Origin of the sequence: Pseudarthrobacter sp. MEB009 (assembly GCF_030208875.1) — a bacterium.
GTDB lineage: Bacteria > Actinomycetota > Actinomycetes > Actinomycetales > Micrococcaceae > Arthrobacter.
In genome coordinates this window covers 468,398-494,375 of the sequence record NZ_JARVTC010000007.1, presented here as the reverse complement: position 1 = coordinate 494,375, position 25,978 = coordinate 468,398, and the positions used below count along the sequence as shown (strand labels likewise).

Genomic DNA, 25,978 nt, shown 5'->3' with positions numbered 1-25,978 from the left:
GGTGAAAGGCATTACTTATTGACGCCCACCTGGGCCAGGAGTTCCGGCCCCCTGGCGTCAAGCCATTTTCCGCCCAGCCGGATGCCGCCGGCGAAGAGTCCAAGACCCAGCAGCAGGCCCACGGCCAGGTTGATCCAGCCCAGCATCCTGTTGCCGGTGACCAGTTCGGCAATAAGCAGTGCAACCTCGGGGATCACCAGGACCAGCAGGACGCCCATGCCGCCGAACTGGACGGCCATGGTCTGGCCCACGTTGCCCGGCGGCTTTTTGAACGGGCTGTCACCGGGCAAGGGCACGGGCGTGGTGTACCGGGCAGACACCACAGACGAAAGGCCCAGCCCGCTGAACAGGATGCCCAGCGTTAGTCCCAGCAGCCCCGGGAACGCATACCAGGTGTCGGTCAGGACGGCATATGCCACGGCGAAAACCAGTACCGTGGGAAGGGAGAACAGCAGGCAGGCCATGGCCCGGCCCAACCGGTCCGCGGTGCCCCTGACACCCGTGGCGAGGTGCAGGGCAAACGCAGTGTTGTCGTAGGAGACGTCGGCTGAGATCGACCAGGCCAGGAGGAAGGCGGATAGCGGCGCCAGGATGGCCAGGCTGCTGAAATCCCCGCTCTGGGCGCCGGTGAACACCAGCACCACCGGGAGCAGCGGGATCACCACCAGGGACCCTGAGTAGCGGGGGTCGCGCAGCCAGTAGGTCAGCGCCCGGGCCGTCACGGCGCCGGTGGGGGTTGGTGGCAGCAGGCCCAGCAGGCCCAGCTTGCCGCCCTTGCGCTTGGTGCTGCCGCCGCTGTAGGGCGGGGTCACCAGGGCCCGTTCCAGCATGGACTTCCACGCCCACGCCAGTGCGGCCAGCGTGGCGGCGGCGATCAGCAGCTTCAGCAGCGCCGGTCCCGCGTCGCCTGCCGCGACGTCCCCGGCCAGGGCCCAGGAGGCGCCCAGCGGCGTCCAGGACATGGTGCGGGCCAGTTCCGGCAGGAAGGCCGCGGAATCCGTGATGCCGCGGGTCACGCCGGCGATGATGGGTCCGAGCAGGACCAGCGGAACCATAAAAGCGATGGCGCTGACGTCCTTGAAGCGGCGGGAAGCTGCCAGGCTTGCGGTCGCCGTGGTGGTCACCTTGGAGATGACAATGCAGGTCAGGACGCCAAGGGCCGCGCCAACCACGGCCGCCAGGACCGGCAGCACCCCGCGCCACCAGGTCACGGCCGTGGACAGTCCCACCAGGGCGGTGGCGATGCCGGGGATTCCGATCAGCCCGCCCAGCGCCAGGCCCGGGAGCATCTTCCGCAGCGGGATGGCGAAGGTAGTGAAGCGGGCAGGGTCCAGGGTCATGTCCGTTCCGGAGGCCACAACCGGGATCACGGCCCAGCCGACGATGGCTGCGGCCCCGCCCAGGACCACCGCAGTGGAGGCAAGCTCCAGTGGTTCGGTCCGTAGCATCACCAGGGCGAAAATCAGCAGCCCGATGATGCCCAGGGCGTACAGGGCACCGAACGCCATGCCCACCAGCTGCCACGGACTCCGGCGGAGGCCGTTTCGCAGCAGTGTGAGTTTGAGCCTTAGGAGGTGCGCAACCATTCGAGCCCCTCCGTTGTGCTTCGGCCGCCCACCAGTTCCACGAACCGGTCCTCGAGCGAGGCTTCGCCGCGGACTTCGTCAACAGTTCCGGCGGCCAGCAGCCTGCCACCGGCCACCACTGCCACGTGGTCGCACATGCGCTGGACCAGGTCCATCACGTGGCTGGAAACGATCACCGTACCGCCGGAACCCACATAGCCGTCGAGGATGGAGCGGATGTTGGCGGCACTGACCGGGTCCACCGCTTCGAACGGTTCGTCCAGGACCAGCAGCCGCGGGGCGTGGATAAGGGCGGATGCCAACGCGATCTTCTTGGTCATGCCGGCGGAGTAGTCCACCACCAGCGTCCCGGCATCCTTGGTCAGGTCCATGGCAGCCAGCAGTTCGCGCACGCGGGTGGCCACCACTTCCCTGTCCATGCCCCGCAGCAGGCCGGCGTAGGTGATGAGCTGTTCGCCGGTGAGCCGGTCGAACAGCCGGACGCCGTCAGGGAGGATCCCCATCAGTTTCTTGGCTTCCAAGGGGTTCGACCAGACGTCCACGCCGTGCACGGCTGCCGTGCCGAAGTCCGGCCGCAGCAGCCCGGTGGCCATCGAGAGCGTGGTGGTCTTGCCGGCGCCGTTGGGGCCCACAACGCCGTAGAAGGAACCCGCCGGCACATCAAGGCTGATGCCGTCGACCGCGATTTTCCCGCCGAACCGTTTTGCCAGGCCATTGATGGACAGGGCGGGTGCCGTACCGGGCCGTGGCGCCTGTTCAGGTTGCAGAGCTGTCATAAAGCCAGACTAGCCTTCGACCCCCGGGCGGCGGGTCCTCCCGGAGGAGTAGTGAAATAGGCGTAGGAGCACCCCGCGCGCGCTCCCGTTGGGGCGGTCCTGTGGCCGCAGCCTGTCAGACTTGCCTCATGCACATTGCCCTGGGCCTGCTGGTCATCGTCGCCGTGGTTTGCGCCGTCAGCGCGCTGGGCAGGAAGCTTGACCTTCCCGTTCCGCTGCTGCTGGTCCTGGCGGGAGTGGCGGGATCCTTCCTGCCGTTCATCCCGGAGGTTGAGCTCAACCCCGAACTGGTCCTGGTGGGCCTGCTGCCACCCCTGCTGTATGCCGCCGCCTTCCGGTCCTCGCTGTTTGATTTCAGTTCCAACATCAGGTCCATCGGGCTGCTGTCCGTGGGCTACGTTGTGTTCGGCACCATCGCCGTGGGATTTGTGGTGTGGTGGCTGTTCCCGGAGATCCCCCTGGCTGCGGCCATTGCCCTGGGCGCCGTGGTGGCCCCGCCGGACGCCGTGGCTGCCACGTCCATCGCGCGGCGGGTGGGCATGCCCCGCCGCATCGTCAGCATCCTCGAGGGCGAGTCGCTGGTTAACGACGCCACCGCGCTGGTGTGCCTGCGCGCTGCGATCGCGGCGATCGCGGGGTCCGTTTCCGCACTGGAGGTCGCAGGCGGTTTCCTGGTGGCCGCCGGCGGTGGGCTGGCTGTGGGGTTCGCGGCCGCCTATGTCCTCACGGAGGTCCGTAAGCGGGTCAGCAACGTGGCCATCAACACGTCCACGTCCTTGATGGCCCCTTTTGTGGCGTACCTCCCCGCTGAGGCCATCCATGCCTCCGGGGTGCTGGCTGTTGTTGTGACCGGGCTGGTGATGGGCTTCAAGGCACCCTCCATGCCCAACGGCGCAGCCCGCCAGAGTGCCCGCAGCAACTGGGACACGGTGCAGTTCCTGCTGGAGAACTCGGTGTTCCTGCTGATCGGGCTGCAGGTGCGGGCCATCGTGGAGGGTGTCCAGGACGACTCGCTGGGTGCCGGCCGGGTCTGGCTGGGCTGCGCGGTGATCCTCCTGGCGGTGCTGCTGCTCCGGCCGGTCTGGGTGTTCCCGGCCACGTTCCTGCCGCGCCTGGTTCCCTCGGTCCGGAAAGCCGAGCCGGAACCACCATGGCAGGCCGCGGCGATTGTCTCCTGGGCCGGAATGCGGGGCGTGGTCACCCTGGCCGCGGTACTGACATTGCCCGCAGACCTGGAACACCGGAATGTGCTGGTCCTGGCTGCCCTGGTGGTGGTTGGCGGGACGTTGGTGCTGCAGGGTTTCACACTCCCTGTTCTGGTCAGGCTGCTGGCGGTGCAGGGTCCGGACCGGCGCGAGGACGCCCTGAACCGGGCTTCGCTGATGCAGCTGGCCACAGACGCCGGCCTGGGGCGGCTGGCGGAACTGCGCCGGGACACTGACCCGCCGGAAGTCATGGACATGCTCAAGCGCCGGACGCAGGAACGGGGCCTGGCCGCCTGGGAACGGCTGGGCCGGCCCGAGACGGACGCCGCAACGCCCAGCCAGGGGTATGCCCGGTTGCGGATGGCCATGCTGGATGCCGAACGGACCAAGGTCCTGGACCTGCGGCGGGGTGGGCAGTTTGCGCACGAGGTGATCAGTGAGGTGCTGGAACGGCTGGACATCGAGGAGTCCATGCTGGATGCGGCCCTGGACGAGCTGGACTCCTCCGATGGCGGTGGCGGTGAAGGGATCGCCCGGCCCGGCGGAATCTGCGGGCATCTGGCAGCAGCTGCAGAGCCCGCGGTCCCGCCCGGCGCTTTCTGCGCAGCGTGCCGGCGTGAAGGAACGGCCACGGTGCACCTGCGGATGTGCCTGGAATGCGGGAACGTGGGCTGTTGCGATTCCTCCGTCGGGCGCCACGCCTCGCTGCATTTCCACGAAACCAGCCACCCTGTCATGCGCAGCATCGAACCCGGGGAAGACTGGCGCTGGTGCTACGCCGATGATCTTTTGGGCTGACACGCGGGGCGGCGAGCGGGCATCCCGGCCGGGGCAGACCGGCATACTGGAGAAGAAAGCGTTTCCCCGCCGTCTGAACCGAAGGATTCCCGAATGGACTACCGCACCCTGGGCCGCACCGGGCTGACCGTCTCCACCGTCTGCGTGGGCACCAGCTCCCTGGGCAGCCACCCGGCACCCCGCGGCACCGACACCGCCGTCGACACCATCCTCAGGGCCTTTGCGGGACCCCTGAACTTCATCGATACCTCCAATGAGTACGGCGAAACCAACAGCGAGCGCCGGATCGGAGCCGCCATCGCCGCAGCCGGCGGCGTTCCGGACGGGGTGGTGGTGGCCACCAAAGTGGACCCGATCCGTGGCGTTGCCGACTATTCGGGCGCGCGGGTCCGGCAGTCCGTTGAGGAAAGCCTGGACCGGCTGGGGCTTGACCACCTGCCGCTGGTGTACCTGCACGACCCCGAAAAAATCACGTTCGAGGAGGGTACTGCTGCCGGCGGGCCGCTCGAAGCGCTCCTGGACCTGCGCAGCCAAGGTGTGATCGGACACCTGGGCGTGGCGGGTGGGCCCATCGACCTGGAACTGAAGTACCTCGCCCTGGACGTGTTCGACGTTGTGATCAGCCACAACCGCTACACGCTGGTGGACCAGAGCGCCGGGCCCCTCATCCGGGATGCGGCGGAGCGTGGTGTGGCGTTCGTGAACGCTGCCCCGTTCGGCGGCGGGATGCTGGTTAAGGGACCCGACGCCGAACCCAACTACTGCTACCGGCCCGCCTCCCCCGCGATCATCGGCCGTGTCCGGAGGATGGCTGCCCTTTGCGCCGAGTATTCCGTTCCCCTGGCCGCCGCTGCCCTGCAGTTCTCCACCAGGGACCCCCGCGTCACCTCCACCATCGTGGGTATGTCGGAACCCGACCGGGTTGCGGAGGCTGTGGATCTTGCCGGCTGGGACATCCCGGCCGAATTCTGGGACCGGATCCTGCCACTGACGGCAGCCGGCACCGGCGAACTGGGCTAAGCCGGCTACCTGGCCCGGCGGATGCGGATGGGTCCCCTGGCCGTGGACGGATCCACCACGGTCCCGCCCTGGGTGATGCTGACCTGCCCGGCGTCCACCAGCCGCCGGGCTGCCTGCCGGGCAGGCTCCATCAGGTCACGCCAGGTGTCCCCGCCCACTGCCCGGGCGGCATCCGAAGGACAGATGGTGGACGTTGCGGCCCTGGCCGCCAGGAGTTCGAGGATTTTCGCTTCCAGCTCCTGGTCGACGGGACCCACGCCGCGGCTCCCGTCGGCCGGGTTTTTCTCCCGGGGAGCCTCATCCGGTACTTCTTCCCGATGTGCCATGGGTGTCAGCGCCTCAGAAGGTGCGCCGCGGCACGGCGCGCTCGTACTGCGGCGCCCACGGAAGGTCATGACCCAGTTCGAAGGCGGCCCGCAGCCACCAGTGCGGATCCCGCAGGGCCGCCCGGCCCAGGAACACGGCGTCCGCCTGGCCGGTGGCGATGGCGTGTTCAGCCTGGCCGGCGGACGTCAGCAGGCCAACAGTCCCGGTGGGGACGCCTGCGTCCGCGCGGATGGCGGCGGAAAACCCTGTCTGGTAGCCGGGGCTGGGAGCAATCTGCTGCTGCGGTACAGCGCCTCCGCTGGAGACATCGATCAGGTCCACACCCTGGGCGACTGCCTGCCGGGCCAGCCGGATGGATGCGGCCAAATCCACCCCGCCCGGCGCCCAGTCCGTGGCCGAAATCCTGAGCAGCAGGGGCATGCTGTCCGGGATGACGTCGCGGACAGCATCGATCACTGCCAGCATCAGCCTGTTGCGCCCTGCCTCGCTGCCGCCCCAGGCGTCCTGGCGGCGGTTGATCAGCGGGCTCTGGAACTGGTGCAGCAGGTAGCCGTGGGCACCGTGGAGCTCCACCGTGTCGAATCCCGCCGCCACGGCCCGCACGGCGGCGGCGGCAAAGTCCGCGATGACGCCACGGATCTGGTCCTCCGTCATCTCCGCCGGAACCGCGTAGCCGTCAAAAGCGGCCGGTGACGGTCCCACGGTGTCCCAGCCGCCGTCGGCAGCGGGCACCGAGCCCTGTTCCCCGGAGAACGGCCAGTAAGTGGCGGCCTTCCGGCCGGCGTGGGCGAGCTGGACACCGATCTTAGCGTCCGCGGCGCCGTGCCGGTGCACAAAGGAGGTGATCCGCTGCCAGGCCGCCGCCTGGTCGTCGTTGTACAGCCCGGCATCCCTGGGACTGATACGGCCCTGCGCATTGACGGCCGCGGCTTCGGTGATGATCAGCGCCGCCCCGCCCGCGGCGAAGGAACCCAGGTGCATCAGGTGCCAGTCGTTGGGTACTCCGGGCGCGGCGTCGGGATCGCAGCTGTACTGGCACATGGGCGAGACCCACCCGCGGTGCCGGAGTTCGAGGGCGCGCAGGGCCAGGGGCTCGAACAGGCCCGGCACTAGAACAGCACCCGGGCCAGGGCCTGCCGTGCCTTGGCAACGCGCTCATCGGAGGCGCCAACCACTTCAAACAGTTCCAGCAGCCTGATCCGGGCAGTCTCCCGCTCGGGTCCGAAGTTCCGGCCGATGAAGGTGACCACCCGGTTCAGGGCGTCCTCCACGTGGCCGCCGGAAACGTCCAGGTCCGCCACCCCCAGCTGGGCGTCGATGTTGTCCGGCTCATCGGCGGCCAGTTTGCGCAGGGCGTCGCTGTCCGGGGCGGACAGTGGCTGCAGCCTGGCCATCAGTTCCACCTGCGAAAGCCCCGCCTTCGCCTCGTGGTCCGCAGGCATTTCCTTGAGCGCCTGGCGGTAGGCGGTGGCGGCGGCCTCGTAGTCGCCGGCCTCGATCGCATCATAGGCGGCCTGGTGAAGGGGCGGCAGGGGCGCAGGTTCCTGCTCCTCCTGCGGCCCGGCGTTCAGGCTGCCGGTCACCCCATTGGCTGCGGCCACCTTCAAAAGTTCATCCAGGATGCCACGCACCTGCGCTTCCTCTGCACCGCCCTCAAACAGCGGAACAGGCTGGCCCTTAAGGACTGCAACGGCGGTGGGCACGGCCTGCACTTGGAACGCCTGGGCCAGCTGGGGGAAGGCTTCCACGTCCGCGGCGCCCAGCACCAGCTTTCCGGCGTAGCCGGCCACCACGCGCTCGAGGGTTTCGAGCATGCCCGCGGATTCCGGGGAATACGGCGCCCACAGCGCGATCACAACCGGTACCTGCGCGGACAGCTCCACAAGCTGCTGGAAGTTGGCTTCGGTGACGTTGACGCTTAGTTCCGGGCCGCCGTCGCCCGTTGCCGGTGCACCAGGCGCCGGCGCGCCGCTGGCGGGAGCGGGAGCGGCGGGGCGCTGCTTGAGGCTGGAAAGATCGACGGCGCCACGCAGGTTAAGCAGGCTGGCAGCGGCTGGAGGGACAGGGCGGGAAGCAGGCGAACTCATGCTTTCCACTCTAGCCACTCCGGCCGCTGCCGGGGGTACTGCGGTCACCGGACTACTTGAAGGAGGCCCCCACAAGGCCGCGGGTGGCGGCAACAAGTTTCATGGGATCGGTGCTGCCGGCCGGCGGCACATAAACCGCCATGGATTCCACGAAGCTGAGGACCATACCCGTTGTGGTTTCCTTGCCGCCTGCCAGGGCGGCGGCGTCGTCACCGATGGTGAGCTTGTCACCGGCCGCCTTGGGGGTGCCTTCGAACCCGAAGTTGATGCGGCCTTCCACCAACGCGCCGCCGTCAGCGGTGCGGAACACCGTGATGCTGGCTGGATCCACCTTGTGGGTGAAGGCGAAATTACCGTTCTGGCCTGACTGGACCACTTCGGCCTGGTACGAAAGGGTGTCGGCGATGTAGGGAGAGGACTCGCCCTCCACCAGTTTGTCCTTGTAGGGCGATTCCGCGTTGCCCAGGCGGTCGGCAAGTCCTGCCATGGCTTCTTCGGCCGTGTACAGCAGGCCGGTCTTATCCCCGGCTGCCAGGGTTTCGGTACCCTCGCGGCTGATGTTCGGGAAGGTGGTGCCCGGCTGGAGCGGTGTGGTCTGGACCAGCTTGTAGTTGTCCCGCGGCGAGGCCTGGACCAGGGTCAGGAGCTGGGGAACCACGTTCCCGTCACCCTGGGTGACAGCCAGAACGGACCGCGGCCAGTCCCGGTTGGTGGTGACAACAGTGGTGAGCAGCTTGGTGGACCGGACGGGCATCCGTGCCTCGTAGGAGCCCACCTGGGAGCGGATCTTGTAGTTCTGGGTGCGGACCTCCAGCTCGGTACCGCCAACGCGGGTGGCGAGCTGCGCGGCATCCTTGGCGGCATCGCCGGCATCCACCGCACTGGAGACCTGCTCCAGGACACGGCGGAACTGGGCGTCCAGGAGCACCCGCGACGGTGCTGCCTCGTCCTTGGCCGGTGCCGCAGACCCGGAGGCGTCAGGAGCCGGCGTGGCCGCCACGGCTGCGGTGCCGGAACCGGCAACCACCACGGCCGCCAGGACTGCCGCCGCCATGGCCAGCGGTGCCGAAGAGCCGTTGGTCTTCCGCTCCCGCGCGCGCTGTGCGAAGCCGCTGCCTGCACCATCGCCTTCGCCGTTGCGCTTGCGCGCGGAGAGCAGGGCCAGGGCAATGCCGGCCGCCATGATGATGGCACCCAGGACGATCAGGGGCACCGCCCACGGGGTAGCGGTGTCGTTGGGGAACGTCATGGAGACGGTGGCCGGGGCCGGCTTGGTGCCGTCGGTGGCCAGCAGCAGCGACCATTCACCGTCTGCGGGCGGGGTCCAGGTGTAATCGAGTTCGCCGCTGGCGTTCTCGGTGGTCACCCAAAGGTCGGAACCGGCCGGGTTGGGCACTGTGGCCTCACCCTCCGAGTGCTGCACCTGAAGGGACTTCTTGTCCTCGGACACGCCGTTGACAGTGTTGTGGGCGGCCCCGCCCACCCAGGCGGCGACGTCGTCCGGTCGGCCGGAGGCAAGCATGAAGTTCCCGTCGCCTTCCACGGTGATCCTGGCGGTGCCGCCATGCAGGGTGCGCAGGCCCTGGTCGAAAACGGTAACGGGTGCGTCAGTGCCGTCGGCCGGCGCGGAGACGGTGAAGGTCTCGGACGGAGCCCAGATGGTCTGCTGGCCGATGCCTGCCAGGAGGGTCAGGAGGCCGAGCAGCACCAGCGCGGCTGCAGTCTTTAAACGCAAGGGATCACCTATCATCAGCGGGGGTTTACCTTCAATAGTAACCGTTTTGTTACCACGGGCGCTGTCCGGGACCCGCTCGGGCGCCGGCTGGAGCCGGTGGCGGCGGTACCGCCGCCGGTGCTGGCGGGCCGGCTGATAGTGTTTGCGATGATCATCACAACGGCCCGCAGGCGCGGTGCCACGCACGGAACAGGCCCCAAAAACCAGTGACTGACAAGACGGACGCATCCTCCGCGGACACCGAAAACCCAGGCAGCACCGAGGGGCAGGCGGACGCGCTGCAGGGTCAGGCACCGAAGCGGCGCAAGGGTACCGCCGCCGCAGCCCTGGGCCAGGTGGTCCGCAGGCTCCGCCAGCCCCTCCCCGGCGCCCAGCCGCGGCTCCGCTTCGAGATGCCGCCGGAGTACGCCGCCGAGGAAGGCGGGGACCGCGAGGAGAGCAAGGTGAAGGCGCAGTTCGGCCGTCCCGGTCCGCGGATGTCGCCGCAGCATCCGCTGTACATGGGCTTTATGGGGACTGTGGGCGTGGGGCTCGCCCTCCTGGTCTACTGGATCGGTTCCAACACCACGCAGCTTCTCCTCTGGATCGTTGCAGCACTCTTTATCGCCCTTGGCCTGGAGCCGGTGGTGGGCTGGCTGGAAAACCGCAAGGTCCCCCGCCCCGTGGGCATCCTGCTTGCGGTGGCGGTGCTGGCAGGCGCTGTTGTCGGATTCTTCGCCACGCTGATCCCCACCATCGTGGGTCAGGTCACCCAGATTGTGGAGCAGGCACCGGTCTGGGTCCGGGATTTCATCAACTCGGACTTTTTCGTCAACCTCGATGACCAGTTCGGGGTCCGCGACCGCATCCAGGACGAACTGGACAAGTTCGTCAACGATCCGGCAGCCGTCAGCGGGATCTTCGGGGGCGTGGTGGGCTTCGGCTCCACCGTGGCCAACGGCCTCTTCGGCGCCTTGATTGTGCTGGTCCTGAGCCTGTACTTCCTGGCCGCCCTGCCGGCCATGAAGAAGTGGGGCTACCGCCTGGCCCCCCGCTCGCGCCGGAACCGGGTGGAAGCCCTGGCTGAGGAGATCACCAAATCGGTGGGCAACTATGTGATCGGCCAGGTCTGCGTGGCCCTGCTGAATGCCACGTACGCCTTCATTGTGATGTCCATCCTGCATATTCCATTCGCCCTGCTGCTGGCGTTTGTGGTGGCATTGCTCGCGTTCATCCCCCTGGTGGGCGGGCTGATCGCCGCTGTTGTGGTGCTGCTGATCTCCCTCACGGTGGGCTGGCAGACAGCCGTCATCTACGCCATCTGCTACTTCGCCTACCTGCAGTTCGAGGCGTACTTCATCTCCCCCCGCATCATGCAGAAGGCAGTAGCGGTCCCCGGGGCCGTCGCAGTCATCTCTGTGATTGCCGGCGGCAGCCTGCTGGGCGTGCTCGGCGCGCTGATCGCCATCCCCACCGCAGCAGCTGTCCTGCTGCTGGTCCGGGAAATCTACATCGTCCGGCAGGACCAGCACTAAGCCACAGCCGGGCAGGCTCAGGCCGGAGCGGTGGCGGCCGGACCGGCCCACTCCTGCGGCAGGCCTTCCCCGCCCAGCCCTGCCGGGCTGACAGTGGCCACAATCTCGTTGAGCACCCGTGCGGCGTGCTTCTCCCCCACCCACAGGTGTTTGGCGCCGGCCACCCCCACCACACGTGCCTGGGGCACCAGTGCGAACCTCTCGGCAGCCTCTGCCGGCTGCAGGTAGTCATCGTGTTCGGGCACCAGCACGGCCAGCGGCTTGCCGGCGTCCGCCCACTGCCGCAGATGTTGGTCCGTGGCGCGGTGCAGCGGCGGCGACAGCAGCACAGCACCTTCCACCTGGCTGGCCACGGGATCCACGGCGCCGTACATGAGGGCAAGTTCGGTGCCGAAGGACCAGCCCACCAGCCAGCGGTTAGGCAGGCCGCGGTCCACCGCGAACTGGACCGCTGCCGCAACATCGTTCCGCTCACCGATGCCTTCCTCGAACGCACCGGTACTTGTCCCGCGCGGCGAGGTGGTGCCGCGGGTGTTGAACCGCAGCACCGCGATGCCTGCCAGGGCCGGCAGCCGGTAGGACGCCTTCCGGTACACGTGGGAATCCATAAAGCCGCCGTGGGTGGGCAGCGGGTGCAGGGTGATCAGCGTGGCGTGCACGGGGCCGGATTCAGGAAGGGCCAGTTCGCCCACCAGGGTGTGCCCGTCAGCCGTCAGCAGCTCCACGTTTTCCCGGCGTGCGGGCAGGACAGTGGACGCCCTGATGGGGGCCGGGCCCGTGGACTGGGTGAATGCGTACGACGCCGGATCAAAAGTCATGCCTGCCAGCTTAGCCAACGCGGGGCCCGGGCTGCCCGCAGGGCTCAGCGGTAACGGTAACTGCGCGACATCCAGCAGTTGGTATGCCAGTGCCGCCGCTCTGCAAGCCCGGCCGCCGCGCCGAACAGGTGGTCGTCCTTCCAAACCACCAGGTGCGCGACTCCCGGCACCACTGCGGTGGAGCATTCGGGACAGATGTAGGTCTTCTCGGCATTCCGTGCCGTCATGGTGCGGACCATCCAGTCACCGTCCGGCGCGCTTTCCCGCCGCGCGATGCCGGCCCTGGCACGTTCGAGGTCCAGTTCCGGCACGCCGCCGCCGGCGGTCTTTTTTCCGCTGCTGCGGCCAGGTGCAGCACCCTTGCCTGACACGGGACGGCGCGGACGGTTGGAGCGGGGCATGCTTCCATTCTGCCCCAGCTTCAGCGGGGGCCGGACCCTGGCACAGGGCGCCAGCCGGTAGTCTGTACGGCGTGCGACTTGTCATAGCCCGATGCTCAGTAGATTACGTTGGCCGGCTCAAGGCCCATCTCCCCCTCGCCACCAGGCTGCTCCTGGTCAAGGCGGACGGGTCGGTGCTGGTCCATTCGGATGGCGGCTCCTATAAGCCGCTGAACTGGATGAGCCCGCCGGCGAGCCTGCGGGTGACGTCCCCGGACGATGTGGACCTGGAACTTGGCGTGGTGGAGCAGTGGACCGTCCAGTCGGCGAAGACGGACGACCGGCTGATCATTAACATCCACGAGAAGTTCAGCGAAACCTCCCACGACCTGGGAGTGGACCCAGGCCTGATTAAGGACGGCGTCGAAGCGGACCTCCAGCGGCTGCTGGCCGACCAGATCGAGACCCTTGGTACCGGCTTCTCGCTCATTCGCCGGGAGTACTTCACGGCCATCGGGCCCGTGGACATCCTGGCCCGGGACGCCGACGGCGCCACGGTGGCCATTGAGCTGAAACGCCGCGGCGACATTGACGGAGTGGAACAGCTCACGCGTTACCTGGAACTACTGAACCGGGATCCGCTGCTGGCGCCGGTCCGTGGCATCTTCGCCGCCCAGCAGATCAAGCCGCAGGCGAAGGTGCTCGCCGCGGACCGCGGCATCCACTGCGTCACCCTGGACTATGACGCCATGCGGGGCGTGGACGACAGCGGGTCCCGGCTCTTCTAGGCCAGAGCGCCCCCGGCAGGCCAGGCGCTGGGCATTTCACCGTTTTGTTACCTTATTTTCTTCCTGTTGTGCATTCCAAACCGTTGACCTGCGGGAACGGACATGAAATTCTTGGAACAGTCTTTGTGTAGGTGTTATTCATGCTCGCAAGACATGTTGCGAGCGTGAAGCTCCTGCAACCCCGTTCCTTTACCGGCCCGGCTGCCAGGATTCTTCCCGCGGAGTGACCAAGGCCGGCACGCAGTGTGCCGTTCTTAGACCCTTTCCACAATGAGGAGAAATACATGGCACAGGGAACCGTCAAGTGGTTTAACGCTGAAAAGGGCTTCGGCTTCATCACGCCGGATGACGCCGACGGCGATGTCTTCGTCCACTATTCGGAAATCCAGACGGGCGGCTTCAAGACCCTCGACGAGAACCAGCGCGTTCAGTTCGAAATCGGCCAGGGCGCCAAGGGCCCCCAGGCCACCGGCGTCACGCTGGTCTAGGCTCCGCCCCCGGCCGCAGCTGCGGCCAACGCTTTTCAAATGGTCTCCGGCTTTTGCCGGGGACCATTTGTTTGTCCACCCGGGTCCGTTGCCATTCCCGGCATGCACCGCTCATTGTTGCCAGGGCCGGAAACACGCTCCGCAATTTGTTTCACGAAACCAGTTTGCGGACCAGCCTTGCACCTTGCGAAAGGGACAACCCGGGAAGGTATGCACGCGTCAGTGCCCTGCCAATTGCGGGCAGGTGCAGCGGGTCCTGGTAATAAAGATAAAGCGACCGGTATTCGGGTTTGAAACGCGATTTAAAGGCCGCCAGGGAACGGAAGCCATAAACAGGTTCCAGGGCGTGGCCCACCAGATCAAGGATGCTCAGCAGGTTATCGGCGCCTCCTTCCGCCGCGGTTTGCGCTGCGGAAAGGCTGCCGACGGCGGCCGGCGGGTTTCCGTCGCCGGGCCTGCTGGCCAGCGGCGAGCCGGAGAGCGAAATGACTTCCACGGTGTCCCGCAGTTCAAGGACGGCGGAGGCGATCAGGAATTCCATCACCCCTGGAAACCCCTCAGGTCCCCGGCGCATCACGTCGAGCGTCCTGCTGACCAGCCGGCCGCCGTCGTAAACGGGAAGCCAGCTGGTGACCCCGTGAACCGTCCCGCCGGCGTCCACGGCGAGGCAGCACAGCACCTCGGGGTCATCCAGTTCGTCCACACCGCCGAGGGTGAAGCCCATCTCGGGGACCGACTTGGCTGCTGCCCACCCTTCGGACACCTCGTTCAGCCGGGACCGCAGCGGCGCGGGCAGCTCGTTGTAAGGCCCCCAGACCGCCGTCACACCCAGCTTCGCTGCGCGGTTCAATGCCGTGCGGACGTTCTGCCACTCCTTGCCCTTGAACTCGATCTCCCGGACCGCCAGCCGGGTCTCCTGCGCCACCGCGACCCGGTGGAAGCCGCGGTCCCGCAGCTCCGGCCATATCCTGTCATCGCAGGAGTACAGCGCCGGAATCAGGGCCTGGCTGCGGCAGTGCGCCAGGAACCCTTCGGTGGCCGCGGGCTGGGCAGGCCCGGGCCCGAACGCCCCGCCCAACGTCAGGGCAACAGTGCCGTGCTGCTGGTAGGCCATGGCACCGTTCCCATCAGGGCTGAACCAGTAGGTGTTTGGTTCCCACAGGGCCATCCAGGACAACGGGCCGCCGCCGCGGTGCAGCAGGTCACGGGCCCGGCTGCGGTCCTGCCTGCCGGAATCGCTGCTTTGCTGGCCGCCCACCAAAATCCACCACACCGCCACCAGGGCGATCACCCAGAAAACCGGCCCGGAGTAGGCAAAGAGCACCGCTTCGACGGTGTTGCGGTCCGTGAACAGGCGCTGGAAGTGCTGTGGAATGGGCACCGGAACGTATTGCCGGGCCAGCTCTGCGAAGAGGCCCGCCACACCGCCGTCGCGGGACAGCCCGCCGGACCCGAACCAGGCCACAGTGTAAGTCCCGGCAAGGACCAGCCACGTACCGCCCACCACAGCCGCCAGCAACCGGCGGGCTCCAGGCAGGGTCTGGACGCGGAAATGCCGCCGGTTCAGCCACAGCACCAGGGCCAGCAGCAGCGGCACCACCACCAGGGGCAGCACGTGGGCAAAAGCAGTCCCCAGCGGTGCCGCCCGTGGACCCAGCGGCCGCGCCGGAAGCAAAGCGAAAAGGGCAAGATAAACGGCGGCGAGGGCGGTGACGGCCAGTTGGATGACCAGGGCAATATTCAGGGCCAGCCTGCGTCCGCGGCGCATGCCGTCCGCGCAGATCAGCAGCAGCGCAACGGGAACCACTGCAAGCGCCAGGCCAAACGGGCCGGCAAAGCCGGCCCGGCCGGCTTCGAGGCAGGATGCCTCCACCGTGGCGCCGCAGTTAAAGGCCAATTGGCCCAGCGTGGGCATCGGGTTCAGCACCACATCGCGCAGCAGCGCCAACGGACCGGTAGGCGAGCGGGCAATGCCCGTCAGGATGGGACCCACGGCAAAGACGGCCACGGTCAGGGCCAGGAGGTTCCGGGCTTCGCGGCCGGTGGAGCGGTGCCGGTGCGGTTGCCCGCCGTCGCCCTGGATCCACCATCCGGCCAGCAGGCCCAGCAACGCCCCGATCAGGCCAATGACGGTTTCCGCGTGGCCCACATACAGGACCAGCAGCAGCGAGATGGAAAGCACCACGGTACGGAGCCGGCGCTGCCACAGGACCGGGAGCCGGGCACTGCCGGCCAGTCCGGCAGCGAGGACCGGGCCATACGGGCCGATCAGGACAACGTCCGCCATCCGGTCCAGCCACCCGTCCCCCACCGCAACGGCGAGCTGGGTCACCAACAGGAACAGCGTCACGGCGGCAAACTGGCCCAGCACAAGGAGACCGATGGCCGCCTTGGTGCCCAGCCGGCGTTCGGCCAGGCCCAGCAGCACCACAATCATCAGCGAGGCAGCCAGGTAGGCCAGGGGGTTGGTGGCAAAGAAAAGGCTGGTGAACATGGACCACCAGGACCCGGCCTGCAGCCGGGGAAGGCTGACCCCTGCCACTTCGAGCAGGTGCTCCGGCGGCCCCGCCAGGAAACTTCCCGTGGCCGCCGCGGTTATCCAGAAGATGGCCAGGACACCGAGCGTGAACGGGACCGCTGCCAGGTTACGGCCCAAACGCTGCAGCACAGGACGGGCCACAGTGGTCCAGGCCAGTCGCGCGGTGGTTTCCTGCTTGGCGGCGCTCACCCGGGGAGCCCCCAGCGTCCGGCCAGGAACTGGAGCGCATCCTCGATCCGGCGGGACGAGGTGTCCCACGAATGGCCCGTATGCTCCACCCGCTGCGATTCAACGGTAAAGCCGGCGTCCCGGGCCGCGGTGGTGAGCGTATCCAGGTACGCCACGAATTCTGCGTCATCGGCACCGGCCGTGAGATACATGGCGTGCCCGTCAAAGCGTTCGGTTGCCATGATGGCCAGTGGCGTCTGGCGGTCGAAAGCCTCCGGGTCCCCGGGGAATGCTGCTTCGATGGTCTTCTGGCGCTCCTTGGCCACGGCGGGTTCGGCCTCGCTGGAAAAGCCCAGGACGGCCGGGAACAGGTCAGGATGCCGGGTGCCCATCTGCACGGCGCAGGTGGCGCCGAACGAGAACCCGCCCGCCGCCCAGCGGCTGTGGTCCGTATCCACCGCCAAGGTGGTGCTGATCCACTGCACCACGTCCTTCGCCAGGTAGGTGTCTGCCTGGGCAATCGCGCTGTCCATGCACATGGTGTTGGCGTTCTGCGAACCATTGGGATCGGCAACCACCACCACGGGGGCAAGTCCGCCGTGGGCAGCGGCGAAGGTGTCCAGGTGGCCCCGGAGTGCACCGCCGGTCAGCCAGTCGGCGGGCCCGCCGGGCTGTCCGGCGACGAGGACAAGCACGGGCAGGGCCGGCCGGTTGGCGGCAAAGTAGGCCGGCGGCAGGTAAATGTAGGCGTCGCGGGCTGCCAGGCCGGAAAGGGTGCCGGGAATGGCGGACCTGCGGAGCTCTCCCCCGGCCGGGAGATCACCCTGGGCTTTCCAACCTTGGAGCGTAACGCCGTCGGGGGCGCCGGACTGGCGCGTCAGGGCCGGTTCCAGGACAGGCACGCTGGCCACGGCGGTGCCCAGGAGGTCGCTGACGGTGCGGTTGAGGCCGAAGTAGGCGTTGATCTGCACAGCGGAGAGCGTCGCGACCAGCAGGACTGCCACCAGGCTGGTCCAGCGGGAACGCCAGGAGTTCCCCGGCAGCCTCAGGAAGGCCAGGAGCAGGGCGCCGACGGCGGGCACCAGCCAGATCAAGACGGCGTCCGGGATGTTTTCGGGGAAGACGGAAAGGATGTTGATCAGGGCCCAGTGCACTGCGGCCACCAGGGCGAACGCGGCGGCAGCGGCGGCCAGGACGCGGATCAGCCAGCGGACCGGGCCCGTGGCGGCCGGCGGGACTGCCAGGTGGATGGCACCGGCAAGGCCAAGGACCACTGCCGTCCAAAAGACCGGACCGTCAGTGAGCCGGATGTTGTAAAACCATTCCACGGCGGCTAGCGCCAGGTCCCTACGCCGATGACCGGTCCGGCTTCCAGCCACGAGGACAGGCCAGTGTAGGCATCGAACTTCATGGCGAGCCGAAGGTCCTCGCCTTCATAGCGGAGTTCAACGATCACCACATCGGGCTGGACCTTAACGGCCTCATCCTCGGTGGGTTTGCGCCGGCCCAGGAGCTCCAGGGAGCTGCGCTTGAACCGGTGCTTGGGGCGGACGCTGAGGGAAAGCAGCCGGAACCACTCCAGGTCATTGTCCTGATAACGGCAAACCCCCATCTGCCAGCTGTTTCCAGCCGTGCAAATGGAGGCGTCCACCGTGCCGAGGGCACGCCGCAGGTTGAAGCGGCGCACCCCCGAAAGGCACAGTGCAAATACCAGCAGCCCAAAAATGACTGCCATGGCGATGAACGTAATTACCGGAGCGTCCATCAGGGGCGTGCTAGCGGATCCCAGCGGTAGCCGAGCCGCCCAGCTGGGCATTGTCAGCAACGATGACGACGCGGTTGTTGTCCACGGAGAAGAATCCACCGTCAACATCCACGGCGATCCGGTCCCCGGTCACCGGCTGGATGGCCAGTTCACCTTCAGCCAGGATCGCCAGCAGGGGCGAGTGGCCGGGCAGGATTCCGATTTCACCATCGCTGGTGCGGGCCTTGACCATCTTGGCCGCTCCGGACCACACAAAGTGGTCCGCTGCGACAATCTCAACCTCAAGCTCAGCCATATTACTTGGTCTGTTCCTGGATCTTGGCCCACTGGCGCTCGACGTCATCGAGGCCGCCGACGTTGAAGAACGCCTGCTCCGCGATGTGGTCCAGATCGCCGTCGCAGATCGCCGTGAAGCCTTCGACGGTGTCCTTGATGGAAACCGTGGAGCCTTCGACGCCGGTGAACTGCTTGGCGGTGTAGGTGTTCTGGGAAAGGAACTGCTGGATGCGGCGTGCACGCGACACGACGATCTTGTCCTCTTCCGAGAGTTCGTCAACGCCGAGGATGGCGATGATGTCCTGGAGTTCCTTGTTCTTCTGCAGGATCTGCTTCACGCGGACTGCCGTGTTGTAGTGGTCCTTGCCGATGTACTGGGGATCCAGGATGCGGGAGGTCGACGTCAGCGGGTCAACGGCCGGGTACAGGCCACGGGAAGCAATTTCACGGGAAAGTTCCGTGGTTGCATCCAGGTGCGCGAAGGTCGTGGCCGGGGCCGGGTCGGTGTAGTCATCCGCGGGAACGTAGATGGCCTGCATCGAGGTGATGGAGTGGCCCTTGGTGGACGTGATGCGCTCCTGGAGGAGGCCCATCTCGTCAGCCAGGTTGGGCTGGTAGCCCACGGCGGAAGGCATGCGGCCCAGGAGGGTCGACACCTCGGAACCGGCCTGCGTGAAGCGGAAGATGTTGTCGATGAAGAGCAGCACATCCTGGTTCTGCACATCGCGGAAGTACTCCGCCATGGTCAGTGCGGACAGGGCCACGCGGAGCCGCGTTCCCGGCGGCTCATCCATCTGGCCGAATACAAGGGCGGTGTCCTTGAGGACGCCTGCCTCTTCCATTTCAACCCAGAGGTCGTTGCCCTCACGGGTACGCTCGCCAACACCGGCGAACACGGAGGTTCCACCGAAGTTACGGGCCACACGGGTGATCATTTCCTGGATCAGCACCGTCTTGCCCACGCCGGCGCCGCCGAACAGGCCGATCTTTCCACCCTTGATGTAAGGGGTGAGAAGGTCGATGACCTTGATGCCGGTCTCGAGCATCTCCGTGGAGCCCTCGAGGGTGGCGAACGCCGGAGCCTTGCGGTGGATGGGCCACCGTTCGGTGGTCTCCAGCTCTGCTTCGGTGACATCCAGGGGCTGGCCCAGGACGTTGAAGATGTGGCCCTTGACGCCGTCACCAACCGGAACGGAGATGGGGGCGCCGCTGTCCACCACGGACGTGCCGCGGACGAGTCCGTCGGTTGCCTGCAGGGAGATGGCGCGGATGAGGTTGTCGCCCAGGTGCTGGGAGGTCTCAAACGTGATGGTTTTGGTCTCACCGTTGAGAGTAATCTCGGTGGTGAGGGCATTGTAGATCGACGGGATTGCGTCAGCCGGGAATTCGACGTCGACAACCGGGCCGATAACGCGCGCAATGCGGCCGGTGGCACCGGACGTTGCGGCTACGTGTTCGGTAGCAGTGGCAGTCATCTCTCTCACTTCACTCAGTAGATGGCGTGGGGTTAAGTTTATCTGTTGTGGTGCAGGTCCCGCGGGAACCGGTACCGGGCCGGACTAGGACGCGAGGGCGTCCGCGCCGGCAACGATCTCGGAAAGCTCCTGCGTGATTTCGGCCTGACGGGCCGTGTTGCGCAGACGCGTGTACTTCTTGATCAGGTCCGTTGCGTTGTCGCCTGCCGACTTCATGGCGCGCTGGCGGGCGGCGAGCTCGGAAGCTGCTGCCTGCAGCATTGCTGCGAAGAGGCGGGATTCGATGTACCGCGGCAGCAGCGCGTCCAGGACGCGTTCCGTTTCCGGTTCGAACTCGTAAAGCGGCAACAGCTCCGACTCCGATGCAGCTTCCTCTTCCACTACCTCAAGGGGCAGAAGACGGATGACCGTCGGTTCCTGGGTGACCATCGACTTGAAGCGGGTGTAAACGACGTGGATCTCGTCAACGCCGCCGTCCTCGTAGTCGGCTGCGAACTCGGCGAGCAGTGCTGCACCGATTTCACGGGCCGTGGCGAACTCCGGCGCGTCGGTTCCTCCGGTCCAGACCCGTTCATAGGGCCGGTTCCGGAAGTCGAAGTAGGCCTGGGCCTTACGTCCGACGAGGTAGGTCTTGACTTCCTTGCCTTCGGCGTGGAGCAGCTCGTTGAGACCTTCCGCCTGCTTGAGGACGCTGGCCGAGTAAGAACCTGCCAATCCGCGGTCCGAGGTGATTACCAGGACTGCGGCGCGGCGGATCTGCTCCGGCTCAGTGGTCAGCGGGTGGTCGATTTCGCTTTGGCTGGCGACAGCAGAAACGGCGCGCGTGATCGCGTTCGCGTAAGGCAGTGAAGCTGCTACGCGCGCACGGGCCTTGCCGATGCGCGAGGTAGCGATCAGTTCCATCGCCTTGAAGATCTTGCGCATCGACGTGGTCGAGCTGATCTTCTGGCGGTAGACCCGAATCTGGGCTCCCATACTTATCCTTTCCTAACATTTCCCTAAACCGGTGTGCCGGACCCTGTGGGCCCGGCACACCTGTCCAGTGGAATTAGCGCTTCTGCTTGACGATTTTTTCCTGGTCAACGTCGCCACCGGAGATGGCGTCGTGTGCCTCGTGGCCTGCGCCCACCAGGTGATTGTCGCCTTCGCCGAAGAAGCCCTTCTTGAAGTCGATGATGGACGACTTCAAGGCTGCTGCGGTGTCATCGTCCATCACGTTGGTCTGGGCCAGCGTGGTGAGGATGGAGGACTTGTGCTTGAGGTGTTCCAGGAACTCGGTCTCGAACCGGTTCACATCCTCAACGGGAACGTCATCCAGGTGGCCGTTGGTGCCGGCCCAGATGGAGACAACCTGGTCCTCGACCGGGAACGGCGAGTACTGGCCCTGCTTGAGCAGTTCCATCAGGCGGGCACCACGGGTCAGCTGCTGGCGGGAAGCCGCATCCAGGTCCGAGGCGAACATGGCAAATGCCTGCATGTCCCGGTACTGGGCGAGCTCCAGCTTCAACGTGCCGGAAACCTTCTTCATGGACTTGACCTGCGCGGCGCCACCAACGCGGGACACCGAAACGCCCACGTCGACTGCGGGACGCTGGTTGGCGTTGAAGAGGTCCGACTGGAGGAAGATCTGCCCGTCAGTGATGGAGATGACGTTGGTCGGGATGTAGGCGGAAACGTCGTTCGCCTTGGTCTCGATCAGCGGCAGGCCCGTCATGGAACCGGCACCGAGCTCGTCGGAGAGCTTGGCACAACGCTCCAGCAGGCGGGAGTGCAAGTAGAAAACGTCGCCCGGGTAGGCTTCGCGTCCCGGCGGACGGCGCAGCAGCAGTGACACTGCGCGGTAGGCCTCAGCCTGCTTGGAAAGGTCATCAAACACGATGAGGACGTGCTTGCCGCCGTACATCCAGTGCTGGCCGATCGCCGAACCGGCGTAGGGGGCCAGGTACTTGAAGCCTGCGGGGTCGGATGCGGGAGACGCCACAATGGTGGTGTATTCCAGCGCGCCGTTGTCCTCGAGGGTCTGGCGGACAGCGGCAATGGTGGATGCCTTCTGGCCGATCGCCACGTAGATGCAGCGGACCTGCTTGGTCACGTCACCGGAAGCCCAGTTGGCCTTCTGGTTGATGATGGTGTCGATCGCGATCGCGGACTTGCCGGTCTGGCGGTCACCGATGATCAGCTGGCGCTGGCCGCGGCCGATCGGAATCATGGCGTCGATGGCCTTGAGTCCGGTCTGCATGGGCTCGTGCACAGACTTGCGCTGGGTCACGCCGGGAGCCTGGAGTTCCAGGGCACGGGTGGTCTCAGCCTTGATCTCGCCGAGGTCATCGATGGGCACGCCCAGCGGGTCCACAACGCGGCCCAGGAATGCGTCGCCCACGGGGACGGACAGAACCTGTCCGGTGCGGTGGACTTCCTGGCCTTCTTCGATGCCGGTGAAGTCACCGAGTACGATCACGCCGATTTCGCGGACGTCAAGGTTCTGGGCCAGGCCCAGCGTGCCGTCCTCGAAGCGAAGCAGCTCGTTCGCCATGACCGAGGGAAGGCCCTCAACACGGGCGATGCCGTCACTTGCGGTGGTTACGCGGCCGACCTCTACGCGTTCTGCGTTTCCGGGTTCGTAGGACGCCGCGAACTCGTTCAGCGCATTACGGACGTCGTCGGCGTTGATGGTCAATTCGGCCATCTGCAGTCCCTGCTCTCCTGTTTTCGTGATCATCGTTGCTCACGATGACCGGGGTTTGTATCAGTGTGGTTGTGCTTGTCCGGCTAGCCGGCCAGCTGGCGTTGCAGTGAACCCAGGCGGGTGAGGACGGAAGCGTCGAGCACTTCATCCCCCACCTGGACACGGATGCCGCCAATCAGTGCGGGGACAACGGTGAGGTTGACCTTCAGTTCGCGTCCGTACATGGCATTCAGGCCCGCCTGGAGGCGGTCCAGCTGCGTGTTGGACAGCGGCTGTGTGACGCTGACGGTGGCAATCCAGCGCTGCTGTCGCTTGGCGGCCAGTTCAGCGAACCGCCCTACCAGCCGCGACGGCTTGACGCCGCGGGGCTGCGTGACAGCCTGCTTGATGAGGATTTTTGCTTCCTCGCTTGCGCCGGGCACCAGCCGCTCAACGAGGGTGGCTTTAGCAGCAGCACTTGCCTGCGGCTCGGACAAGGCACGCTGTACCTCGTGGTTGGAGGCAACAGTCTGGTTGAAGGAGAACAGATCGTTCTCCAGCTCTTCCAGGCCGGAGATTCCGGAGGCAGAAACGGCGGACTTGTTTTCAGCAACGGAAATGACCACCGTTGCGGCAAGGGTCTCGAGTGCATCGCCGATGTCGCGTGCGGCTGCCCAGCGTGAGCTGGCCAATCCGGCTGCGACGTCAGCAGCATCAGCGGAGACTTTCCCGCCAACAAGCTGCCTGACCAGCGCCGACTTCTCGTCACCTGAGCGGGACGGGTCAGTCAAGGCGCGGCGCAAGCCAGCCGAGCTGTCCACCGTTCCCAGAATTCCGAAGAGTTCCTTTGCCAACTGAAGCGACGCCGTCGGAAGTTTTGCTTCCAGACCTGCCAGCGCTGTTGCCAGCGATTCGCTCGATACGCCTGCCATTACTTCGCAGCACCCGCGTTCTGGTTCTCCAGATCTGCCAGGAAGCGGTCAACAACGCGGGCTGAACGCTCATCATCGTTGAGTGCTTCGCCGACAATGCGTCCTGCCAGCGTGGTGGCAAGCGTGCCCACCTCTGCACGCAGGGACACGACGGCGGCCTGGCGCTCGGACTCGATCTGGGCGTGGGCCTGAGCGGTGATGCGGGCAGACTCTGCGCCCGCCTTCTCCTTCAGGTCAGCCAGGATCTGTGCGCCTTCGGCACGTGCTTCCTCACGGATGCGGTTGGCTTCGGCGCGGGCGTCCGTCAGCTGCTGCTTGTACTCTTCGAGTGCAGCAGAGGCCTCGGCCTGGGCCTTCTCAGCCTTGGCGATGCCGCCTTCAATGGCTTCGGCGCGCTCGGCGAAGGTCTTCTCGAACATCGGGACAACAAACTTGACCACGATGAACATAAGAATGACGAAGCCAACCAGGACAACGCCCATTTCCCAAACGTTGGGAACGAGGGGGTTAACCTCTTCGCCTTCAGTGGCGGCTGAGATGATCAGCTGATTCATGTTTCACCCGTCCTTATCTACTCGGTTCTAATGTCCGCTTCGGTTCTCAGGAGAGAACGAAGGCGAAGACCAGGCCGAGGATGGCGAGGGCTTCAGTCAGCGCGAGGCCGAGGAATGCGATCGGCTGCAGGACGCGCTGGGCTTCCGGCTGGCGTGCCACACCGTTGATGTACGCGGCGAACACGAGACCAACACCGATACCACCGCCGATTGCGGAGAGACCGTAACCGATGAGGTTGATTGAGCCGTTGATGGAGCCTTCCATTTTTCTTCCTTTCAAGATGCCACCCATGTGGCAGGTTGTTTGGGTTGCTTCATCCCCGCGAGGGGAAGTCTTTTGGGTGCCTTCAGGCCGTGCGCCGTGCGGCGCTGCGGCTAGTGGCTGTCGGCGTGGAGTGCGCCTTCAATGTAGATCGCGGTCAGCAGGGTAAAGACATAGGCCTGCAGGACCATGATCAGGGCTTCAAGCATGTACATGGCGATGGCGCCTGCCAGGACCAGGACCGAGGTGCCCTGCAGCAGGATGTTCTCCTGCGACACAAGGAACTCGATGCCGTAGCCGGCGATCATCACAATCAGGTGTCCTGCGAGCATGGTGGCAAACAGACGGAGGCTGTGCGTCACCGGGCGGACAATGAAGTTCGAGATGATCTCGATCGGGATAACGATCGGCAGGATGTACCACGGAACCCCGGAAGGAACGGTGGCCAGTTTGAAGTAGCGGATGCCGTTCTTCTTGAGGCCGATGATCAGCCAGGTGAAGTAGACGATCCCCGCCAGAACGTAAGCGCCGCCGACGTGCGAGAACGTGGGGAGCTGGAAGAACGGAATGGCGCCGTAGATGTTGTTCACCAGGATGAAGAAGAACAAGCTGAACAGCAGCGGGACGTACTTGATGAAGTCCTTGCCGCCGATGATGTCCTTGGCGATTCCGTTGCGGACGAAGCCGTAGGCGGCCTCGCCGGCGAACTGGAGTTTGCCGGGTACCAGCTGTCCCTTGCGTGCGGCAAGCACGAAGAAGACGGCGATAAAGACGACGGAGAGGAGGACCAGCAGCATCTGCTTGGAGAATCCCTCTGCGGCACCCCACGGCAGGATTGCCGGCAAATGCATTTCGTTAATACCAGGAGGAGTAAACTCTCCTGAATCTTGGGCCGGGAGCGCAAGCGCGATCAACGCGTTTCCTCTCTGCAGTGTCCATCATTGGGCGTTGGGCGGGGACCGGCGGCCTGATGGCCTGCTGCTCCCCCTGTGAAATTATTTGGCATTAGTGTTGCCGTCCTTGGACGGCCCGCTGGCAGCACGGTGATCCCCAGCTTTTTCTCGGGAACTGGTGAGACCATGCATGTGGGAAAGGTAAAAACCTCCGACGGCTCCAAGCAGAGCGCCTGCGAGCACAATCCAGCGCGTTCCCCACAGATTATCCAGTCCCCACCCTATCAAACTCCAGACGATGATTCCGCCAATGATGTAGCTGAATACGGCGATTCCAGCGTTGTAACCGCCGTCCCTGCCGTTCTCTGATACACCGGGTGCGGAGACACCGCGGCCGCGGGTGCGGAGGCGTCCGCTGCGGGCGTTCTTCGGGTCACGCATCGGCTGGTCCCTTGCTTTCGGGGTCGTTGTAGATCTGGAGGCGGGCTTTGCTGAAACCGTAGATTTCGGCGGCCTGCCACAGGACCACGGTGGCCACGGCGCTGATGACGAACCACCGGCCGTCAAGCCACTCGGGGGCTCCGACGATAAAAAGGACCGCGGCGAAGCCCACCACCTTGATGAAATAGGTGGCGACAAAAACGCCGATTGCTCCGGCTGGATTGTTACGTCCCACGAAGTGGCCCACCAGCAGGCTGATGCCGAAGAACAGCATCACCAGCACTCCCCCATACAGGCTGGACAGCCCGCCGTGGGGACCCACGAAGAGGATGGCCACCAGGGAGCAGCTGACGACGGCGGCCGAGCCGGCCAGCGCGCTGAGCTTAAGAAGGTGCAGCCACAGTGATTTCGTGGGACCCGAAGCGCCAACGGGTGAGTTGCCGGACGCGGGTCCGGACTCGGCGTTGGAGGTCATTAGATCCCAAT

Annotated in this window: 26 protein-coding genes; 5 read left to right on the top strand and 21 right to left on the bottom strand. The window is 66.0% G+C overall.

Translation table 11 applies throughout. The features are described from left to right. Positions 1–11: 11 nt before the first annotated feature. Both QRN07_RS08140 and QRN07_RS08135 read right to left on the bottom strand, forming a co-directional pair. Positions 12–1,586 carry a hypothetical protein gene (locus QRN07_RS08140; protein WP_050687919.1) on the bottom strand — a complete coding sequence of 525 codons (1,575 nt, stop codon included), beginning with the start codon at positions 1,584–1,586 and terminating at the stop codon, positions 12–14. Beyond that, positions 1,568–2,362 (bottom strand): ABC transporter ATP-binding protein, encoded by a 795-nt coding sequence (locus QRN07_RS08135; protein WP_285240780.1) that lies wholly within the window; start codon positions 2,360–2,362, stop codon positions 1,568–1,570. Before QRN07_RS08135 ends, QRN07_RS08140 begins: the two co-directional genes overlap by 19 nt. Positions 2,363–2,490: 128 nt before the next feature. Here QRN07_RS08135 and QRN07_RS08130 point away from each other — a divergent pair, with 128 nt between their 5' ends. Beyond that, positions 2,491–4,365, top strand: a complete 1,875-nt coding sequence (locus tag QRN07_RS08130; RefSeq protein ID WP_285240779.1) for a Na+/H+ antiporter — start codon at positions 2,491–2,493, stop codon at positions 4,363–4,365. A gap of 93 nt (positions 4,366–4,458) precedes the next feature. Beyond that, complete coding sequence (locus QRN07_RS08125; RefSeq protein ID WP_285240778.1) at positions 4,459–5,385, top strand: aldo/keto reductase; 927 nt, start codon at positions 4,459–4,461, stop codon at positions 5,383–5,385. A 5-nt stretch (positions 5,386–5,390) separates the two neighbouring features. On the opposite strand, the gene QRN07_RS08120 is transcribed toward QRN07_RS08125, so the two are convergent. The 4 genes from QRN07_RS08120 to QRN07_RS08105 are packed head-to-tail and all read right to left on the bottom strand — an operon-like array spanning position 5,391 to position 9,549. Beyond that, complete coding sequence (locus tag QRN07_RS08120; protein ID WP_285240777.1) at positions 5,391–5,711, bottom strand: DUF3253 domain-containing protein; 321 nt, start codon at positions 5,709–5,711, stop codon at positions 5,391–5,393. A 13-nt stretch (positions 5,712–5,724) separates the two neighbouring features. Continuing rightward, a complete protein-coding gene (locus QRN07_RS08115) occupies positions 5,725–6,822 on the bottom strand; it encodes an NADH:flavin oxidoreductase/NADH oxidase (RefSeq protein ID WP_050687915.1) in 1,098 nt (365 codons plus the stop codon). Continuing rightward, positions 6,822–7,799, bottom strand: coding sequence for a tetratricopeptide repeat protein (locus tag QRN07_RS08110; protein ID WP_285240776.1), 978 nt, complete (start codon positions 7,797–7,799; stop codon positions 6,822–6,824). The genes QRN07_RS08115 and QRN07_RS08110 overlap by 1 nt, the downstream gene beginning before the upstream one ends. A 52-nt stretch (positions 7,800–7,851) precedes the next feature. After that, positions 7,852–9,549 carry a hypothetical protein gene (locus tag QRN07_RS08105; RefSeq protein WP_285240775.1) on the bottom strand — a complete coding sequence of 566 codons (1,698 nt, stop codon included), beginning with the start codon at positions 9,547–9,549 and terminating at the stop codon, positions 7,852–7,854. 263 nt (positions 9,550–9,812) lie between these two features. On the opposite strand from QRN07_RS08105, the gene QRN07_RS08100 reads away from it, so the two are divergent. Then, positions 9,813–11,048 carry an AI-2E family transporter gene (locus tag QRN07_RS08100; RefSeq protein ID WP_050687925.1) on the top strand — a complete coding sequence of 412 codons (1,236 nt, stop codon included), beginning with the start codon at positions 9,813–9,815 and terminating at the stop codon, positions 11,046–11,048. A gap of 17 nt (positions 11,049–11,065) precedes the next feature. Here QRN07_RS08100 and QRN07_RS08095 read toward each other — a convergent pair whose 3' ends face one another. Together QRN07_RS08095 and QRN07_RS08090 are read right to left on the bottom strand one after the other, a co-directional pair. Continuing rightward, on the bottom strand, positions 11,066–11,866 hold the full coding sequence (locus QRN07_RS08095; protein ID WP_285240774.1) for an alpha/beta hydrolase: 801 nt from the start codon (positions 11,864–11,866) through the stop codon (positions 11,066–11,068). Between the two features lie 44 nt (positions 11,867–11,910). Continuing rightward, entirely contained in the window at positions 11,911–12,267 is a 357-nt protein-coding gene (locus QRN07_RS08090) for an Rv1322 family protein (protein WP_056597255.1), read from the bottom strand. Positions 12,268–12,338: 71 nt separating this feature from the next. Between QRN07_RS08090 and nucS the strand changes: the two genes are divergently transcribed. Both nucS and QRN07_RS08080 read left to right on the top strand, forming a co-directional pair. Then, positions 12,339–13,034: an endonuclease NucS gene (nucS, locus tag QRN07_RS08085; protein ID WP_050687910.1), complete on the top strand. Its 696-nt coding sequence runs from the start codon at positions 12,339–12,341 to the stop codon at positions 13,032–13,034. A gap of 284 nt (positions 13,035–13,318) precedes the next feature. Next, the gene (locus tag QRN07_RS08080; RefSeq protein ID WP_050687909.1) at positions 13,319–13,522 is read left to right on the top strand and encodes a cold-shock protein; all 204 of its coding nucleotides are present in this window, start codon (positions 13,319–13,321) and stop codon (positions 13,520–13,522) included. A 151-nt stretch (positions 13,523–13,673) separates the two neighbouring features. Here the strand turns inward: QRN07_RS08080 and QRN07_RS08075 are convergent, their stop codons facing one another. The 13 genes from QRN07_RS08075 to QRN07_RS08015 form a co-directional block, all read right to left on the bottom strand. Continuing rightward, entirely contained in the window at positions 13,674–16,250 is a 2,577-nt protein-coding gene (locus QRN07_RS08075; RefSeq protein ID WP_285240773.1) for a bifunctional lysylphosphatidylglycerol flippase/synthetase MprF, read from the bottom strand. After that, entirely contained in the window at positions 16,247–17,557 is a 1,311-nt protein-coding gene (locus tag QRN07_RS08070; RefSeq protein WP_285240772.1) for an alpha/beta hydrolase, read from the bottom strand. Before QRN07_RS08070 ends, QRN07_RS08075 begins: the two co-directional genes overlap by 4 nt. 5 nt (positions 17,558–17,562) lie before the next feature. After that, positions 17,563–17,994: a DUF2550 domain-containing protein gene (locus tag QRN07_RS08065; RefSeq protein ID WP_050686787.1), complete on the bottom strand. Its 432-nt coding sequence runs from the start codon at positions 17,992–17,994 to the stop codon at positions 17,563–17,565. 10 nt (positions 17,995–18,004) lie between these two features. Next, complete coding sequence (locus QRN07_RS08060) at positions 18,005–18,289, bottom strand: F0F1 ATP synthase subunit epsilon (protein ID WP_050686789.1); 285 nt, start codon at positions 18,287–18,289, stop codon at positions 18,005–18,007. A gap of 1 nt (position 18,290) precedes the next feature. Then, entirely contained in the window at positions 18,291–19,745 is a 1,455-nt protein-coding gene (gene atpD, locus QRN07_RS08055; RefSeq protein WP_050686791.1) for a F0F1 ATP synthase subunit beta, read from the bottom strand. A gap of 84 nt (positions 19,746–19,829) precedes the next feature. Beyond that, on the bottom strand, positions 19,830–20,720 hold the full coding sequence (locus tag QRN07_RS08050; protein ID WP_050686793.1) for a F0F1 ATP synthase subunit gamma: 891 nt from the start codon (positions 20,718–20,720) through the stop codon (positions 19,830–19,832). Positions 20,721–20,793: 73 nt separating this feature from the next. After that, positions 20,794–22,431 (bottom strand): F0F1 ATP synthase subunit alpha, encoded by a 1,638-nt coding sequence (gene atpA, locus QRN07_RS08045; protein WP_050686795.1) that lies wholly within the window; start codon positions 22,429–22,431, stop codon positions 20,794–20,796. Positions 22,432–22,514: 83 nt separating this feature from the next. Continuing rightward, the gene (locus tag QRN07_RS08040) at positions 22,515–23,342 is read right to left on the bottom strand and encodes a F0F1 ATP synthase subunit delta (RefSeq protein ID WP_285240771.1); all 828 of its coding nucleotides are present in this window, start codon (positions 23,340–23,342) and stop codon (positions 22,515–22,517) included. Continuing rightward, positions 23,342–23,896 carry a F0F1 ATP synthase subunit B gene (locus tag QRN07_RS08035; protein ID WP_050686799.1) on the bottom strand — a complete coding sequence of 185 codons (555 nt, stop codon included), beginning with the start codon at positions 23,894–23,896 and terminating at the stop codon, positions 23,342–23,344. The genes QRN07_RS08040 and QRN07_RS08035 overlap by 1 nt, the downstream gene beginning before the upstream one ends. A 46-nt stretch (positions 23,897–23,942) precedes the next feature. Beyond that, positions 23,943–24,161 (bottom strand): ATP synthase F0 subunit C, encoded by a 219-nt coding sequence (atpE, locus tag QRN07_RS08030; protein WP_050686800.1) that lies wholly within the window; start codon positions 24,159–24,161, stop codon positions 23,943–23,945. Positions 24,162–24,271: 110 nt separating this feature from the next. Beyond that, positions 24,272–25,072: a F0F1 ATP synthase subunit A gene (gene atpB, locus QRN07_RS08025; RefSeq protein ID WP_050686801.1), complete on the bottom strand. Its 801-nt coding sequence runs from the start codon at positions 25,070–25,072 to the stop codon at positions 24,272–24,274. A gap of 81 nt (positions 25,073–25,153) precedes the next feature. Then, positions 25,154–25,492: an AtpZ/AtpI family protein gene (locus QRN07_RS08020; RefSeq protein WP_285240770.1), complete on the bottom strand. Its 339-nt coding sequence runs from the start codon at positions 25,490–25,492 to the stop codon at positions 25,154–25,156. Continuing rightward, positions 25,485–25,967 (bottom strand): Cg1360 family ATP-synthase-associated protein, encoded by a 483-nt coding sequence (locus tag QRN07_RS08015; RefSeq protein WP_056597249.1) that lies wholly within the window; start codon positions 25,965–25,967, stop codon positions 25,485–25,487. The genes QRN07_RS08020 and QRN07_RS08015 overlap by 8 nt, the downstream gene beginning before the upstream one ends. Positions 25,968–25,978: the final 11 nt, after the last annotated feature.